Source organism: Amycolatopsis sp. cmx-4-54 (genome assembly GCF_046548895.1).
Taxonomy (GTDB): Bacteria; Actinomycetota; Actinomycetes; order Mycobacteriales; family Pseudonocardiaceae; genus Amycolatopsis.
Genome location: NZ_JAEBEJ010000005.1, coordinates 62,803 through 78,651, shown reverse-complemented (window position 1 = coordinate 78,651; position 15,849 = coordinate 62,803). Strand labels below are relative to the sequence as shown.

At 68.9% G+C, this 15,849-nt stretch carries 13 protein-coding genes; 7 read left to right on the top strand and 6 right to left on the bottom strand.

What is annotated here, in order from left to right:
* From ACLJQ7_RS17575 to ACLJQ7_RS17560, 4 genes are all read right to left on the bottom strand, one after another.
* The gene (locus tag ACLJQ7_RS17575; RefSeq protein ID WP_410649280.1) at positions 1-1,461 is read right to left on the bottom strand and encodes a sugar ABC transporter permease; all 1,461 of its coding nucleotides are present in this window, start codon (positions 1,459-1,461) and stop codon (positions 1-3) included.
* Positions 1,462-1,484: 23 nt separating this feature from the next.
* The gene (locus tag ACLJQ7_RS17570) at positions 1,485-2,258 is read right to left on the bottom strand and encodes an ATP-binding cassette domain-containing protein (RefSeq protein ID WP_020637409.1); all 774 of its coding nucleotides are present in this window, start codon (positions 2,256-2,258) and stop codon (positions 1,485-1,487) included.
* 87 nt (positions 2,259-2,345) lie between these two features.
* Positions 2,346-3,479, bottom strand: coding sequence for a sugar ABC transporter substrate-binding protein (locus ACLJQ7_RS17565; protein WP_410649279.1), 1,134 nt, complete (start codon positions 3,477-3,479; stop codon positions 2,346-2,348).
* Between the two features lie 521 nt (positions 3,480-4,000).
* Positions 4,001-5,755 (bottom strand): DEAD/DEAH box helicase, encoded by a 1,755-nt coding sequence (locus ACLJQ7_RS17560; protein WP_410649278.1) that lies wholly within the window; start codon positions 5,753-5,755, stop codon positions 4,001-4,003.
* Between the two features lie 264 nt (positions 5,756-6,019).
* Between ACLJQ7_RS17560 and ACLJQ7_RS17555 the strand changes: the two genes are divergently transcribed.
* On the top strand, positions 6,020-7,144 hold the full coding sequence (locus tag ACLJQ7_RS17555) for a YihY/virulence factor BrkB family protein (protein WP_410649277.1): 1,125 nt from the start codon (positions 6,020-6,022) through the stop codon (positions 7,142-7,144).
* Positions 7,145-7,265: 121 nt separating this feature from the next.
* Positions 7,266-10,385, top strand: a complete 3,120-nt coding sequence (locus tag ACLJQ7_RS17550) for an efflux RND transporter permease subunit (RefSeq protein ID WP_410649276.1) — start codon at positions 7,266-7,268, stop codon at positions 10,383-10,385.
* A gap of 444 nt (positions 10,386-10,829) precedes the next feature.
* On the opposite strand, the gene ACLJQ7_RS17545 is transcribed toward ACLJQ7_RS17550, so the two are convergent.
* The gene (locus ACLJQ7_RS17545) at positions 10,830-11,666 is read right to left on the bottom strand and encodes a hypothetical protein (RefSeq protein WP_410649275.1); all 837 of its coding nucleotides are present in this window, start codon (positions 11,664-11,666) and stop codon (positions 10,830-10,832) included.
* 120 nt (positions 11,667-11,786) lie between these two features.
* Positions 11,787-12,029, bottom strand: coding sequence for a DUF3039 domain-containing protein (locus tag ACLJQ7_RS17540; RefSeq protein ID WP_005164469.1), 243 nt, complete (start codon positions 12,027-12,029; stop codon positions 11,787-11,789).
* Positions 12,030-12,087: 58 nt separating this feature from the next.
* Here ACLJQ7_RS17540 and ACLJQ7_RS17535 point away from each other — a divergent pair, with 58 nt between their 5' ends.
* Genes ACLJQ7_RS17535 through ACLJQ7_RS17515 form a run of 5 tightly spaced genes read left to right on the top strand, consistent with a single transcriptional unit; the run spans position 12,088 to position 15,842 of the window.
* Positions 12,088-12,894: a sporulation protein gene (locus ACLJQ7_RS17535; protein WP_410649274.1), complete on the top strand. Its 807-nt coding sequence runs from the start codon at positions 12,088-12,090 to the stop codon at positions 12,892-12,894.
* Between the two features lie 10 nt (positions 12,895-12,904).
* Entirely contained in the window at positions 12,905-13,405 is a 501-nt protein-coding gene (locus tag ACLJQ7_RS17530) for a PPOX class F420-dependent oxidoreductase (RefSeq protein ID WP_410649273.1), read from the top strand.
* Positions 13,402-14,046, top strand: coding sequence for a hypothetical protein (locus ACLJQ7_RS17525; protein ID WP_410649272.1), 645 nt, complete (start codon positions 13,402-13,404; stop codon positions 14,044-14,046). The genes ACLJQ7_RS17530 and ACLJQ7_RS17525 overlap by 4 nt, the downstream gene beginning before the upstream one ends.
* A gap of 9 nt (positions 14,047-14,055) precedes the next feature.
* Complete coding sequence (locus ACLJQ7_RS17520) at positions 14,056-14,973, top strand: pseudouridine-5'-phosphate glycosidase (protein ID WP_410649271.1); 918 nt, start codon at positions 14,056-14,058, stop codon at positions 14,971-14,973.
* A complete protein-coding gene (locus ACLJQ7_RS17515; RefSeq protein WP_410649270.1) occupies positions 14,970-15,842 on the top strand; it encodes a carbohydrate kinase family protein in 873 nt (290 codons plus the stop codon). The genes ACLJQ7_RS17520 and ACLJQ7_RS17515 overlap by 4 nt, the downstream gene beginning before the upstream one ends.
* The last annotated feature ends 7 nt before the right edge of the window (positions 15,843-15,849 follow it).

The following is a 15,849-nucleotide window of genomic DNA, read 5'->3' as shown; positions in this document are numbered from 1 at the left end:
TCAGCGCGGCGACGCAGCCGCGCGGCGACGGGACAGCGCGTCCACCGTGGCCGCGAGAAGCAGCACCAAACCGGTGACGATGTTGACCACCGCCGCCGACTGCTTCAGCAGGCCCAGCGCGTTCTCCACGACCGCCAGCACGAGCCCACCGATCACCGCGTCGACGACCCGGCCCTTGCCGCCGAACAGCGACGTGCCGCCGATGACGGCGGCGCCGACCGCGAACAGCAGCGTGTTGAGGCCACCGGCCTGCGGATCGACCGAACCGACCTTCGACGAGTAGACGATCGCGCCGACCGCCGCCACCGCCGAGCAGATGACGAACACCGAAGCGCGGATCTTCTCGACGTTGATACCGGCGCGGCGGGCCGCCTCGCGGTTGCCGCCGACGGCGTAGATGTGGCGGCCGTACTGGGTGCGGTTGAGCACGTAGGTGCCGAGCACCAGCAGGGCGAGCACGATCGGCACGACGTACGGGACACCGGAGATGACGATGTTCGGGTTCGGCGCGCGGTTCAGCGTCAGCAGATAGGTCGCGATCGCGGCGACCACGGCGATCGCGCCGACCTTGAACAGCACCATCGGCGTCGGCTGGGTGACCAGGCCGCGTTTGAGCCGGGAGAAGTGCTGGCCCAGGGTCACCGCGGCGAACCCGCCGGCGGCGATCAGGAAGAGGACCCAGCTGCCCACAGTGGACAGATTGCCGTTGGCGACCTTGAACAGCACGTCCGAGGTGCTGATGCCGAGCGTGCCGCCCTCACCGATGAACTGGAGGATGACCCCTTGCCAGGCAAGGAAGAGCGCCAGCGTCACCACGAACGAGGGCATCCCGATCTTGGAGACGAGGAACCCGGTGAGGACACCGATCGCGCCACCGACGCTGATCGCGAGGAGCATCTCGATCCACGGGTTCGCCGCGGTTCCCGAAAGCACGAGCGCGATGGCGAGCACGGCGAACCCGACGCCCGCCCAGATCCGCAGGACCACCCCGAGCAACGCGGCGATCGCGAGCACGACCAGGAACGCGATGAACACGCCGTTCCCCATGCCGCCCAACAGGTTTCCGTTGCGCACGTAGTGCATCGCCAGTACCGCGGCGGTGACACCGGACGCGGTGCCCGCGGACAGGTCGATCTCGCCGAGCAGCAGCACGAACACGATGCCCATCGCGATGATCGCCTTGCCTGCGCCTTGGGCCATCAGGTTCGCGATGTTGTTCATCGTCAGGAAGGTGTCCGACAGCGAGGCGAACACGATCACCAGCACGAGCAGGCCGAGCAGCGCCGGGAGGGAACCCAGCTGTCCGGCCTTGAGCCGGGAGAAGTAGTCGCCGACGGCCTCGCGTGTCGACATCGATGTCGTGTCGATGCCGAAGTCCGTGATGGCCGCCGACGGGTTGAGCGCGGCGGCCGCCGACTTGCCCCCCTCCGGCGAGGCGGGCTTTGCAGGTGTCTCAGTCATTTCCGGTTCTTTCTCGCCTCGGATCAGAGGACGGCGGCTTCGGGGCGGGCAAGGCCGAGGTCGCCGGAGCGACCGGCGGTGATCAGTTCCACGACCTGGCCGTGGGTGACGTCCTTGGTGTGCACCTCGGCGACGAGACGGCCGAGGTAGAGCACCGCGATACGGTCGGCGACCTCGAAGACGTCGGCCATGTTGTGGCTGATCAGCACGACGCCGAGGCCCTGTTCGGCGAGGCGCCGGACGAGGTCGAGCACCTGGCGGGTCTGCGCGACACCGAGCGCGGCGGTCGGCTCGTCGAGGAGGACGACCTTCGAGTCCCACAGCACGGATTTGGCGATCGCGACGGTCTGCCGCTGCCCGCCCGAGAGGGCGGAAACGGGCGTACGGACCGATTTCACGGTGCGGACCGACAGCGACGCGAGCGTCTCGCGGGCGGCCTTCTCCATGCTGGCCTCGTCGAGCAGCCATTTGCTGCCGCGTTCCCGGCCGAGGAACATGTTCTGCACGATGTCGAGGTTCTCGGCCAGCGCGAGGTCCTGGTAGACGACCTCGATCCCCAGGTCCGCGGCGTCGCGCGGGCCGTGGATGTTCACCGGCTTGCCCTGGAACGTCACCGTTCCCGAGTCGTAGCCGTGGATCCCGGCGATCGACTTGACCAAAGTGGACTTACCGGCACCGTTGTCGCCGACCAGCGCGGTGACCTCGCCGGCGCGCACGTTGAAGTCCACGTCGTGGAGGACGTGGACCGGCCCGAAGCTCTTGTTCAGCTGCTTCAGCTCGAGGATGGGTTCACTCATGGGGGTTCTCGAATTCTCCCGGCTGGGTACCGGGCCGGTGCGCGCTGTCGGGAGAACGCACCGGCCCGGTCGTCTGGATCGAACAGGTCAGGAGATACCGAGCTGCGTGCACGCCGCGGCCAGGTCGCCGCCGCAGATCTCGGCCGCCTTGACGTAGCCCTGCGTCACGACCTCCTTGACACCGTCCTTGGTGGTCAGCTTCGGCTCGAGGAGCACGGACTTGACCTCGCGGTTGCCCTTCGGGTCCTTCGCCTTGCCGGTGGCCAGCGCGTCGGCGCCCGCCTTGTCACCCTTGGCCAGCAGGACGGCGAGCTTCGCCGCGGCTTCGGCCTCTTCCTTGATCGGCTTGAAGACGGTCATGTACTGGTCGCCGCGCAGGATCGCCATGAGGCCGTCCGCGGTGGCGTCCTGGCCGGTGACCGGGACCTTGCCGTTGAGACCGTTCTTCTTCAGCACGGTGATGACCGCGCCGGCGAGACCGTCGTTCGCGGCGACGACGCCGTCGACCCTGCCCTTGTTGTCGGTCAGGATCTGCTCGAAGGTCTGGCCGCCCTTCTGGTTGTCCCAGTTGTCGATGGCCTGCTCGCGCACGAGCTTCAGGTCACCGGCGGCGAACTTGGGCTGCAGCACAGACTTCTGGCCGTTGGCGAACAGCGTCGCGTTGTTGTCGGTCGGGGCACCCTCGAGCATGACGACCTCGGCGCCCTTCTTGTCCTTCAGCGCGTCGGCGAGACCCTGGCCCTGCAGCTGGCCGACCTTCTCGTTGTCGAACGAGACGTAGTAGTCGGAGCTGCCGCCGAGGTTCAGGCGGTCGTAGTCGATCGTCGGGATGCCCGCGGCCTGCGCCTTACGGGCGACCGCCGCGCCGACCTCGCCGTTGATGGCGGCGATGATCAGGACCTTGACGTTCTGCGCGATCATGCCGTCGGCCAGCGTGGTGAACTTCTGGACGTCGCCCTGGGCGTTCTGGACGTCGGCGTCGAAGCCCGCGTCCTTGAGCGCCTTGGTCAGGAACGGCTTGTCGAAGGACTCCCAGCGCGCGGAGGTGGCGGTCTCCGGCAGGATGACGCCGACCTTGCCACCGGCGGCGGCACCGCCCGGGGCGGGGGCGGACTGCGAGGAGTTGCCGCTGCCCGAGTCGGCGGTGTTGGCGCCACAGGCGGAGAGCACCAGGCCGGCGCCCACCGTCGCGGCGAGGAGGGTAAGGGTTCTGCTGCGCATCCTCTGTCCTTCCGGATCTTGCTCGCGGGCGGCGATCCCCGGAGGACCGGTCGCACCATCGCGCATATGTTGTGGGCGACAACATATGCCGCCGAACGGGTTTCGCGGAAGACGGCTGGATCGATTAAGCCACATCAAATGGACACGGTTTGGCAACGTGGCCGTAGCAGGACGTACGAAGTCTAGGCGCGCTGACGGTGTGACCGCCACCACTCACTGAGCGTGATCGACGCAGTTGATCGCGGTGCGGGGACCGGGGTGTTCGCCGACGCCCCCAAGGCCCGAACCGGCGGTTTCGCGTGACTGGACGGACGACACGCGTGATCCGATGGACGACACGCGTGACTGGACGGACGACACGGTGTGCGGCCGGGTCCGCGCGTGTCGTCCATCCAGTCACGCGTGTCGTCCATCCAGACACAAGTGTCGTCCGTGCGATCACGCGCCCCATGCTATGAAAGGTCCTTTCCTTGCAAAATTTGCAAGGAAAGGACCTTTCATAGCGTTCGGTACGGGGGCGGTCACCAAGAACGCAGGGTGACGATCCGCTCTTCGAGTTGCTCCACCGAAGCCATCGCCGTCGGCGGCCCTCCGCAGACCCGGCGCAGTTCGTTGTGGATCGCGCCGTGCGGCTTCTTCGTCCGATGGTGGTGCACGCCCACCAGCGCGTTCAGCTCCTTGCGCAGGCTGCCGAGCCGCTCGCTGACCGACTGCGGCCGCGCGACCGGAGCGGCCTCCTCGGCCTTGGGCTTGCGCCGCTTCTCGTCGGAGAGCTGCTCCTCCTGCCGCTTCCGCAGCAGGGCGCGGACCTGGTCCGGCTCCAGCAGACCGGGCAGACCGAGGTACTCCTGCTCCTCGTCGGAACCGGAGAACACCGCGGTGCCGAAGGAGTTGCCGTCGTAGATGACCTGGTCGAGCTCGGCGGAGGCGCCCAGTGAGGTGAACGCCTTCTCCTCCTCGCCCGGCTCGTCCTCGGTGCGGTTGGCCTGGGCCAGGAGCTCGTCGTCCCAGCCCTCCTTCTCGCGGTGGGGCTTGCCGAGGACGTGGTCGCGCTGCGCCTCCAGCTCGCTGGCCAGTTCCAGCAGCACCGGCACGCTCGGCAGGAACACCGAAGCGGTCTCGCCGGGTTTGCGCGAACGCACGTACCGGCCGATGGCCTGCGCGAAGAACAGCGGGGTCGACGCGCTCGTGGCGTAGACGCCGACCGCCAGCCGCGGCACGTCGACGCCTTCGGACACCATCCGGACCGCGACCAGCCAGCGGTCGGTCGAATCGGAGAACTCCTTGATCCGCCCGGACGCCTTGGGATCGTCGGAGAGGACGACCGTCGGGTTCTGGCCGGAGATGCGCTGCAGGATCTTGGCGTAGGCGCGCGCGGAGTCCTGGTCGGTGGCGATCACCAGACCGCCCGCGTCCGGGATGCCGTTGGCGCGAAGCTGCGCGAGACGTGTGTCCGCGGCCTGCAGCACCGACGGGATCCACTCGCCCGCCGGATCGAGCGCCGTGCGCCAGGCACGCGCGTTCTGTTCCGCGGTCAGCGGCTCACCGAGCCGCGCGGTGAACTCCTCCCCCGCGCTCGTGCGCCAGGAGGCTTCGCCGGAGTAGGCGAGGAAGACGACCGGCCGGACCACGCCGTCGGCGAGGGCGTCGGCGTAGCCGTACGAATGGTCTGCCTTGCTGCGCTGGAAACCCGAGCCGTCGGCCTCGTAGGTGACGAACGGGATCGGCGAGTCGTCGCTGCGGAACGGGGTCCCGGTCAGCGCGAGACGCCGGACGGCGGGCGTGAACGCCTCACGGATCGCGTCACCCCAGGACTTCGCGTCACCGCCGTGGTGGATCTCGTCCAGGATGACCAGGGTCTTGCGGTTCTCGGTGCGCACGCGGTGCAGCGTCGGATGCGCGGCGACCTGCGCGTAGGTCAGCGCGACACCTTGGTAGTCACGCGAGGTGACCCCGGTGCCATTGCGGAAGTTCGAGTCGATCGCGATACCCGCGGCCGCGGCCGAGGCGGCCCACTGGTGCTTCAAGTGCTCCGTCGGCGCGACGATGGTGATCCGCTCGACGGTCCGGTCGCTCAGCAGCTCGGCGGCGATCCGGAGACCGAACACCGTCTTGCCCGCGCCCGGCGTCGCGACGGCCAGGAAGTCCTGCGGTTTCTTCGTGAGGTACTTCGTCAGCGCTCGCCGCTGCCAGGCGCGCAGCGGGCGGGCGGTGCTGTCCTGCGCCGCGGGAGGCGCGCCAAGCTCGCCTCGATCGCGTTCAACCGTTTCCGACATGCCGGTTCCCCACCTCCCTCATCGAAAACCGCTGGTCAATCGCCTTGTCACAAGCGAAAACCCCCACTTGGGTATCCGGCTGCGACGCCGGCGCCTGAGGTGAGGGCACTCCGAAGAGCCTACCTCGCGGGCCGGTGGAACGCCGGAAGCGCCACCCCCGTTGTCGGGTTACTCACCCGAAAACCCAGGGGTGGCGAGCCGAATGGCGCGGCATGGACCATGCTGGACACCGTCAAGGGCGCCCGGCGCCGTCGGAGGAGCTGCATGAGCGAGGAGAACGGCCGTCCGGATACGGCCGCCGAGGTCGCGAAGGGCCGCAGGGGTCCGTTGCGCCTGCTCAGCCGCACGCTCAGCAAGGCGTGGGACGGCAACATCTTCTCCGAGGCCGCCGAAGCCGCGTTCTGGCAGACGCTGTCCCTGCCGCCGCTGCTGCTGGGTCTCCTCGGTTGCCTCGGTTTCGTCGGCGACTGGTTCGGCCAGGAGGTCGTGACCGCGGTCCACGACCGGATCATCACCTTCAGCAAGACGATCTTCAGCGACAACGCCGTCCACGACATCATCGAGCCGACGGTCAACAGCATCCTGTTCGTCGGCAAGGGCGAGATCGTCTCCGTCGGCTTCCTGATCTCCCTGTGGGCGGGTTCGTCGGCGATGTCGTCGTTCGTCGACGCGATCACCGTGGCGCACGACCAGTACGGCGTCCGCAACGACGTCTGGCAGCGGATCTTCGCGCTGCTGCTGTACCTGGCCGGGCTGGTCATCCTGGTGGTCGGGCTGCCGCTGCTGGCGATCGGGCCGGATCTGCTCCCCCAGTTCTTCCCCACCGACTGGCGCGACACGGTGTCGTACTGGGTCGGCACGCTGTACTACCCGGTGCTGGCCGTGATGATCGTGCTCGCGCTGACGACGCTGTACAAGCTGGCCCTGCCGCGGAGGCTGCCGTGGCACCGCGGGCTGCCGGGCGCGGTGCTCGCCATGGTCGTGTTCCTGCTCTCCAGTATCGGGCTGCGGATCTACCTGAACTGGATCACCAAGACCGGCTACACCTACGGCGCGCTCGCCGCCCCGATCGCGTTCCTGCTGCTGATGTTCTTCATCGGGCTCGCGGTGGTCGGCGGCGCGTACTTCAACAGCGCGATCCAGGAACTTTGGCCCGCCAAGGCGACGAAACGGCAGCGCCGGAAATGGCGGCGGCTGGAAATGGAACGCGCGAGCGAACGGATCCGTGCCGAAGAGGGTCGCAAACTGTGGGAACGGACAACGGTCCCGCTCCGCCGCCCCCGCCAGAACGGTGATGCTCCCGATGGTGACGACGAACACTCATCGGAACAATCGGTGAACGAAGAACCGCAGAGCGAAACCGATTCGGTGACGGAACGGCGAAGTTGAGCGGGACCTCATCCCGAAGTCGTACTCCGATTCCACCCGTGGTGTGAATCCACTCCACCCCCCGCCGTGAAAGGCTCGCGGTAACCCGCCCGTCCCGAGCCATTTCCTGGGGGATACCGCCATGTCCACGCTGGCCAGACTGAGCCTGCGCAACCGAAGTCTCATCGGGCTGCTCGCCCTGGTGGTGATCGGCTTCGGCGCCTTCGCCCTGCCACAGCTGAAGCAGCAGCTGTTCCCGTCACTGCAGTTCCCGCAGGCGCAGGTCATCACGCCGTACGCGGGCGCGTCGCCGGACGCGGTCGACCGTCAGGTCACCGAGCCGCTCGAAGGCGGGCTGCAGGGGCTGAAGGGGCTCGAAGAGCTGAGCTCGACGTCGTCGGAGGGGCTCTCGCGGATCACCGCGCAGTTCGAGTTCGGCACGGACATCGACGCGGCGGTCGGGCAGATCCAGCGCGTCGTGGACGGGTTGAAGGCACGGCTGCCGCAGAACAGCGAGCCGTCGGTGTCGGCGGGATCCACCGACGACCTCCCGGTCGTGCTGCTCGCCGCCGGGACCACCGGTGACCCGCAGGCGCTCGCGCCCGCGCTGACCGGGGAGGTCGCGCCGGAACTGCGGAAGATCGACGGTGTCCGCGAGGTCGAGGTGACCGGTGCGCGGCAGCCGCGGGTGACCATCGCGCTGGACTACGCGAAGCTGGCCGCCGCGGGCGTCGACCCGTCGTCGATCGCCACCACGCTGCAGACCGCCGGTGCCGCCGTCCCGGCCGGGACGCTGACCGAAGGCGACAAGACGCTCACCGTCCAGGTCGGCGGCGGACCGACCACAGTGGACACGATCAAGAACCTGTACCTGACGCCGGCTTCTCGTCCTGGGGCGCAGGCCGAACCGGTGAAGCTCGGTGACGTCGCCGACGTCCAGGCCGGGTTCGCGCCGCCGACGTCGATCACGCGCACCAACGGGAAACCGAGCCTCGGCCTCTCGATCACCATGGTGGAGAACGGGAACGCGGTCGCGATCTCGGAAGCGGTACGGGACAGGCTGCCCGAGCTGTCGAAGAAGATCGGCGCCGAGATGAGCGTCGTGTTCGACCAGGGCACCCCGGTCAAGGACGCGATCAGCGGCCTGACCACCGAAGGCCTGCTGGGGCTGGCGTTCGCGGTCCTGGTGATCCTGCTGTTCCTGATGTCGGTGCGCTCCACCCTGGTGACGGCGGTGTCGATCCCGCTGTCGGTGGTCGTGGCGCTGCTGGCGTTGTGGACCGGCGATCTGTCACTGAACCTGCTCACCCTCGGCGCGCTCACCATCGCCATCGGGCGGGTGGTCGACGACTCCATCGTGGTGCTGGAGAACATCAAACGACATCTGGCGTACGGCGAGGAGAAGCAGCGCGCGGTCCTCGACGGCGTGCGCGAGGTCGCGGGCGCCGTGACGTCGTCCACCCTCACCACGGTCGCGGTGTTCCTGCCGATCGCCTTCGTGGGCGGGTTCGTCGGCGAGCTGTTCTCGCCGTTCGCGATCACGGTCACCGTGGCACTGCTGGCTTCACTGCTGGTGTCGCTGACGATCGTGCCGGTGCTCGCGTACTGGTTCCTCAAGCCGCCCAAGACCCCGGCGAACGAGCACGAGGCCGAGTTCACGCGCCAGGCCGCCGAGGACAAGGAACGCCGCGGGTTGCTGCAGCGCGGATACGTTCCGGTGATCCGATTCGCCACGCGGCGCCGCGTCACCGTGGTGCTGCTGGCGCTGATCATCTTCGGCGGCACGGTCGGACTGGCCTCACAGCTGAACACCAACTTCCTCGACCAGTCCGGCTCGACGACGCTGAGCCTTTCGCAGAAACTGCCCCCCGGTACCAGTTCCGAGGCCAAGGAGAAGGCAGCCGGCGCGGTCGAGCAGGCGCTCGCCGCCGAACCCGCCGTCGAGACCTACCAGGTGAGCATCGGCGGGGGCGGCTTCTTCGGTGGCGGCGGGATGGCGACCAACATCCAGGCCACCGTCGCCAAGGACACCGATCTCGACGCGCTCTCCGAGCGCTTGCGGGGCAAGCTGAGCGGGCCGGGACTCGGCGAGGTCAAGATCGGCGCCGAAGCGGGCGGGTTCAACTCGGATCAGATCTCGATCACCGTCACCGCACCGGACGAAGCGGCGCTGAAGCCCGCCGCCGAGCAGGTCCGCCAGGCCCTGTCCGGCGTCCCGGATCTGACCGAGGTGACCAGTGACCTCGCGCAGGGTTCGCCGCGCGTGCAGGTCGAGGTCGACGCCGCCAAGGCCGCCGCGAGCGGGCTTTCGGCGACCACGATCGGCCAGATCGCGAACCAGGCCATCGCCGGCCGCACGGTGACCCAGCTGCCGGTCGACGGCCGGCGCACGGACATCGTGCTGCGCGCGGGCACGGCCCCGGTGTCGGTCGACGCGGTCAAGGCGCTGCCGATCCCGAGCGCGACCGGCGTCGTCCGGCTCGATTCGGTCGCGAACGTGTCCACAGTGGATGGACCGGCCGCGGTGCACCGCACCTCGGGCGAGCTGAGCACCACGGTCACCGCCAAGAACACCGGCGCGGATCTGGCCGCCACCACCAAGGCCATTCAGTCCAAGTTGGACGGACTGAACTTCACCGGCGGTGCGGCGTACAAGCTCGGCGGCGTCAGCGAGGACCAGCAGGAGGCCTTCGGGAACCTGTTCCTCGCGCTGCTGGCCGCGATCGCGATCGTGTACCTGATCATGGTGGCGACGTTCCGCAGCCTGATCCAGCCGCTGATCCTGCTGGTGTCGATCCCGTTCGCGGCGACCGGCGCGATCGGCCTGCTGCTGGCCACCGGGACCGCGCTGGGCCTGCCCGCGCTGATCGGGATGCTGATGCTCGTCGGCATCGTGGTGACGAACGCGATCGTGCTCATCGACCTGATCAACCAGTACCGGGCTTCGGGGATGAGCGTCGCCGACGCCGTCGTCGAAGGCGGCAGGCGACGGTTGCGGCCGATCCTGATGACCGCCGCGGCGACCATCTTCGCGCTGGTCCCGATGGCGCTCGGGCTGACCGGCCAGGGCGGGTTCATCGGGCAGCCGCTCGCGATCGTGGTCATCGGCGGCCTGGTCAGCTCGACCCTGCTGACGCTGATCCTGGTGCCGACGCTGTACACGATGGTCGAGACGCGGAAAGAGAAGCGCCGCGCGAAGAAGGACGCCCGCCGGTCTTCGGCCCCGGCCACCGAGACGCTGACGCCCGAGCCGGCCGCGTAGACCTGGGGGCGGGGGAGGAAGGCGCGCCGGGGCCGGGTGGGCGCCCGGCGTGCCTTCCACACTTCGCATTCAGTCGACCAACTGCGTGGGCGCTTCGCATTCAGTCGACTAACTGCGTGAGCGCCAGGACCAAGTACGTAAAGGCCCCCTTCACTGCGTCTAGCGCAGTGAAGGGGGCCTTCACGTACTTGCGCGGCCGAGTCGGCGCCTCTCCAGTCGCAGCAGTCACTTGAGCTACATCAGGCACTGTCCACAGTGGAGGAACGCTCGCTGAAGCCGAAGGTGTTGCGAAAGCCACTTTCGCAACATCCAAGGTTGCGAAAGTGGCTTTCGCAACCTCGGCGGCGGCGCGGCAACCCGCAACTCACGTGACCGAAGCCGTAACTCGCGTGATCAGACGTGTTACGCGTTCGATCACGCGAGTTACGGCCCTGATCACGTGAGTCACGCCTTCCGGAACCGCCAGGTCTTGCTGTCGAACGCCACGCACCACGAGGGCGAAAGCATGACGACCCGCAGGGTCCCGTCGGCGGCGACGTCGATGCCCTCGGTCTCGAAGTTCCCGCTGCAGGTGCTCTTCAGCGGCAACTGCCCCAGCGACGTCACCCGCCCGGTCACGTCCGAACCGGACAGCGCGCCGGACAGGTCGACCTGCAGCAGCGGTTTCGTGGTCCCGAACAGCGAGCCTTCGGGATCGTCGGACGCGCACAGCAGCCGGGTCGCGGTGACGAAGTCGCAGCCCTGGATGTCCCGCACCGGCTTGTCGAGCCGGATCGCGGACGCGTACGGCAGGTTCGCCGACGGATTCGTGTGCGCCACGCCGGGCATCGGATGCACGAGGAGCCGGTCCATCGTGCCCCACTCGCCCGCGACCATCCAGCGCGCGTCGGGCGTCACGGCGGCGAACGAGTTGTTGTTCGCCTCCCACGACTCCAGCGTGTGCGTGTAGTTCGCCCACGTCCCGGTGGGCGACTCGACGCGGAAGAGCTTCGCTCCCCTGTCGTCGCGCTGGTACGGCTCGACGTACCAGCCCTGCGCGGAGCCCGGGTCGCCGACGTGGTTCCAGCCCTGGGACGACAGGTTCACGGGAACGGTCGCGATCCCGGTGTAGCGGTAGATCATCCCGGACGGCCGTTCGATGGTGGCCAGCCCCTGGCCCTCGTCGAGCGGGCGGGCGTTGTCCGAGCCGACCGTGGTCCAGCCGGTGACGGCTTGGGCGGCGGCGGATGAGAACACCGCGACCAACGCGGCGATGGCGAGCACGATCCCGGTTCTACGCATGAAGGCTCCGTCCCGGCGGGTTTTCGCTGGCGCGTACTGATTACCAGCGAAGACCGGGACGGGCAGCCACCATGTGAAGGATTTTCAGATTTTGTCCGGTTTCGGACACCGGACGGACACTCAGTCGCCCGGCTTGAGGCCGTCGTAGATCTTCTTGCAGTCCGGGCAGACCGGCGAACCGGGCTTCGCCGACTTCGTCACCGGGAAGACCTCGCCGCACAGCGCCACCACGTGCGTGCCCATGACCGCGCTTTCGGCGATCTTGTTCTTGCGCACGTAGTGGAACATCTTCGGCGCGTCGTCGTCGGTGCCGTCGGTGCCCTCGGGACGGGTATCCGGCTTCGGAAGAGTCTGTGTACTCACCCCTCCATTGTGCCCCAAATACTCCTGCGCACATCGGCGACCTGGCAGGATCTCGCCCATGTTCCAGAAGGTGCTCGCGACGTTCGGCTCGGGCGGGGCGAAGATCGACGCCCGGCTGCTCGACCGCACGGTCTCCCCCGGCCGCCCGTTGCGCGGCGAGGTCCTGCTGCTCGGCGGCGAAGTCGATCAAGAGATCAACGGTCTCTCGGTGAAGCTGCTCGCCCGGGTCACCCTCCCGGACGAACGCCGCCCCGGCGTCGAGGACCTCGAGTTCGGCACCCAGCAGCTGGCGGGCAACGAGCGGATCGGGCCGGGACAGCAGGTCCGCATCCCGTTCGAGGTGGCCCTGCCCTGGGAGACGCCGATCTCCAGTTTCTTCGGCAAACCCCTGACCGGGATGGCCGTCGGCCTGCAGACCAGCCTCGACATCGCGAACTCCGTCACCGACCCGGTGGACGTCGACGGCGCCGCGATCGAGCCGCTGCCCGCGCAGAAACGGATCCTGGACGCCTTCAGCCGGATAGGCTTCGTCTTCCGCGAGGCCGTGCTGGAACGCGGCCGGATCAACGGCGCCGTCCAGCAGCTCCCGTTCTTCCAGGAGATCCGCTTCACCCCTTCGCCGCGGTTCGCGCCCGTCTTCACCTCGGTGGCGGTGACCTTTCTGTCCTCGCCGTCGGAGACGCAGGTCGTGCTGGAGGTGACCAAACGGGTCCGGGTGTCCAAGAGCGGCGGGTTCGGCGGACGTGGCCAGGAGTTCCTCGGCCTGTTCAAGGTCGACCACGCGGCGCTGGACCGGCTCCAGTGGGAACCGCAGCTCGAAGGCTGGCTGCACGAGGTGGCCAAACCGCGCGGGATCTTCGACTGAGGGAGGCGCGATGACGGAACCGTCGGCGACCAGGCCGTACATGCCGGGTTACGGGACGGCTCCGGCCGGGGAGGGCACCGGACTGCTGCCCTGGTCCTGGGCGGAGACCCGGCTGCGGGACTCGCACGACTACTGGGTGGCGACGGTCACCCCCGGCGGCCGCCCGCACCTCATGCCGGTGTGGGCGGCATGGACCGGCGACACCCTGTGGTTCTCGTCTTCGCTGCGCTCGGCCAAGGCGCGCAACGTCGCCGCCGGTTCCGCGGTCTCGGTGTCGACCGGCGATCCTGATGAACCCGTGGTGCTCGAAGGTCCTGCCGAGATCGTCACCGATCCCGGCGCGCTGCGGACCTTCCTCGACGCCGTGAACGGCAAGTACGAGACCACGTACGGAATGGACATGCTCGACCCCGCTTCGAACGCGTCGATCCGGGTCCGGCCACGGAAGGTGTTCGGCATGCTGGAAAAGGATTTCTCGGGCTCCCCGACCCGTTGGGTGTTCCCGGCATGAACTGGGCCACCGCCGTCACCAGGCTCGGCGGCGATCACCTCATCGCCGCCGTCGCGTGGAACGACCTCCGAACGCGCTACGCCGAACCGCATCGCCGCTACCACGATCTCCGGCACGTCACGGCCGTCGCCCACGACAGCGGCGACCTCGCCGTCGCCTTCGGCTTGGGGTCCCGCGAGCGAGCCCTCGTCGCCGTCGCGGCGTGGACGCACGACGTCGTGTACGACGCCCGTCCCGGCGAGGACGAACGGGCGAGCGCGGCCTGGACACGCGACGAACTCACCAACGCGGGCGTCCCCGAGGCGGATGTCGAACGCGCCGGAGAGCTGGTCCTGAGCACGATCCATCACTCCGCCCCGGACAACGACCTCCTCGCGACGGCGCTGCTCGACGCCGACCTCGCGATCCTCGGTGCCACGCCGGAGCGCTACGAGGAGTACGCGAACGGTGTCCGGGCGGAGTACTCGATCTACTCCGACGAGGACTGGCGGGCGGGACGCACGGCCGTGCTGGAGAACCTGCTGGCCAGGCCGCGGCTCTACCGCAGCGACATCGCGCGGGCACGCTGGGAGAGCAAGGCACGCGGGAACCTCGCGAACGAACTGACCCGATGGCGTGACGCGGACCCACATCACCGATGATGTTCGTCCGTGACTCCGCAACTGTCCCTTCACGAAGAGGTCGCCTCCGCCCTCGCCGGCGGTGACCCTGTCGTCGCGCTGGAGAGCACCATCCTCTCCCACGGTCTCCCGCCCGGCCGCAACCTCGACGTCGCCCGGCGGCTGGAGAAGGTCGTGCGCGACGGCGGCGCCGTCCCCGCGACCATCGCCGTCCTCGACGGCGTCCCGCTGATCGGCCTCACCGGCGAGCAGCTGGAACGCGTCTGCGCGCCCGGCGCGGATCTGGACAAGCTCTCCCTGCGCGACATCGGCCCGGCCGTCGGCCTCGGCCGCTCCGGGGCGACGACGGTCGCCGGCACCGCGGCGCTGGCCGCCGCGGCCGGGATCGGCATGTTCGCCACCGGCGGGCTGGGCGGCGTGCACCAGGGCGCGGCGGCCAGCTGGGACGTCTCGGCGGATCTGGGCGTGCTCGCGAAGGTGCCGACCACGGTCGTCTGCTCCGGGGTGAAGTCGGTGCTCGACATCGCCGCGACCCTCGAGGTGCTGGAGACCAACTCCGTGCCGGTGCTGGGTTACCGCACCGGCGAGTTCCCCGCCTTCTACCTCCGCTCGTCCGGCTTCGAGGTGCCGTGGCGGGTCGACGACGCCGCGCAGGCCGCCTCGGTCATCGCCGCCCACCGGGCGCACGCGAATTCCGGTGTCCTGCTGGCGAATCCGATCCCGGCAGCGTCCGAAATGGACAAGGAGCTGCACGACCGGCTGCTCGCCGAAGGGCTGGAACTCCTCAAGTCGCGTGGCGTGCACGGCAAGGACGTCACCCCCGTGCTGCTGGAGCACTTCCACACCGCCAGCGAAGGCGTGAGCCTGGACGCGAACGAGGCGCTGGTGCTGTCCAACGCGGAACTGGCCACTTCGGTCGCCGTCGCGCTCGTGGAGAGCGCGGCATGAGCGGGATCGTGGTCGTCGGCGACGTCGGTCTGGACGTGGTCGCACGGCACGAAGGCCCCATTCCGCACGGCGGCGACATCCGCGCGAAGGTCCACTTCACCAGCGGCGGCGCGGGCGCGAACACCGCGCTGTGGCTGCGGGCCGAGGACACGGAGACCACGCTGGTCGCGCGGATCGGGGACGATTCCGGCGGCCGCATGGTGAAGAGCGAGCTGGAAGCGGCGGGCGTCCGGTGCGAGTTCGCGGTGGACCCCGAGGAACCGACGTTCTGCGTCGTGGTGCTCGTCGACGGCTCCGGTGAGCGGAGCATGCTCGCCGACCGCGCCGCCAACGCGAAGTTCAGCCCTTCCGACATCACCGAGGAGGCGCTGCGCGGGGCGAGCCACCTGCATCTCTCGGGTTACGTCCTGCTGTACCCGTCGTCACGGCCGGCCGCGCTCGCGTCGCTGGCGGCGGCGAAGAAGGCCGGGCTGACGACGTCGGTCGACCCGCAGGCGGCGACACTGATCACCGATCCCGCGGCCTTCCTCGACGACGTGCGCGGTGTCGACCTGCTGATGCCGAACACCAGCGAACTGGTCGCGCTCACCGGGTCGAGTGATCCCGAGGCGGCGAAGGAACTGCTGGACTACGTCGGCGAGGTCGTGGTCACCGCCGGCCTCGACGGCGCCAGCTGGGTGGACGCGAGCGGCACCATCACCTCGGTGCCGTCCCAGCCCGCAGAGTGCGTCGACTCGACCGGTGCCGGCGACGCGTTCGACGCCGGTGTGCTCGCGGCGTGGCTGCGCGGCGAGTCCACCGTGGAGGTGCTTCGGGCGGGGACGCGGCTGGGTGCCCGCGCGGTGGCGAAGGTGGGCCCGCAGCCGTAGCGAAAAA

Bases quoted from the DNA above. Each gene is read 5' to 3' on its own strand.
- ACLJQ7_RS17525 (WP_410649272.1), top strand. From the start codon at position 13,402: ATGAACTGGGCCACCGCCGTCACCAGGCTCGGCGGCGATCACCTCATC.
- ACLJQ7_RS17530 (WP_410649273.1), top strand. From the start codon at position 12,905: ATGACGGAACCGTCGGCGACCAGGCCGTACATGCCGGGTTACGGGACG.
- ACLJQ7_RS17560 (WP_410649278.1), bottom strand. From the start codon at position 5,755: ATGTCGGAAACGGTTGAACGCGATCGAGGCGAGCTTGGCGCGCCTCCC.
- ACLJQ7_RS17515 (WP_410649270.1), top strand. From the start codon at position 14,970: ATGAGCGGGATCGTGGTCGTCGGCGACGTCGGTCTGGACGTGGTCGCA.
- ACLJQ7_RS17565 (WP_410649279.1), bottom strand. From the start codon at position 3,479: ATGCGCAGCAGAACCCTTACCCTCCTCGCCGCGACGGTGGGCGCCGGC.
- ACLJQ7_RS17535 (WP_410649274.1), top strand. From the start codon at position 12,088: ATGTTCCAGAAGGTGCTCGCGACGTTCGGCTCGGGCGGGGCGAAGATC.
- ACLJQ7_RS17570 (WP_020637409.1), bottom strand. From the start codon at position 2,258: ATGAGTGAACCCATCCTCGAGCTGAAGCAGCTGAACAAGAGCTTCGGG.
- ACLJQ7_RS17545 (WP_410649275.1), bottom strand. From the start codon at position 11,666: ATGCGTAGAACCGGGATCGTGCTCGCCATCGCCGCGTTGGTCGCGGTG.
- ACLJQ7_RS17550 (WP_410649276.1), top strand. From the start codon at position 7,266: ATGTCCACGCTGGCCAGACTGAGCCTGCGCAACCGAAGTCTCATCGGG.
- ACLJQ7_RS17575 (WP_410649280.1), bottom strand. From the start codon at position 1,461: ATGACTGAGACACCTGCAAAGCCCGCCTCGCCGGAGGGGGGCAAGTCG.
- ACLJQ7_RS17555 (WP_410649277.1), top strand. From the start codon at position 6,020: ATGAGCGAGGAGAACGGCCGTCCGGATACGGCCGCCGAGGTCGCGAAG.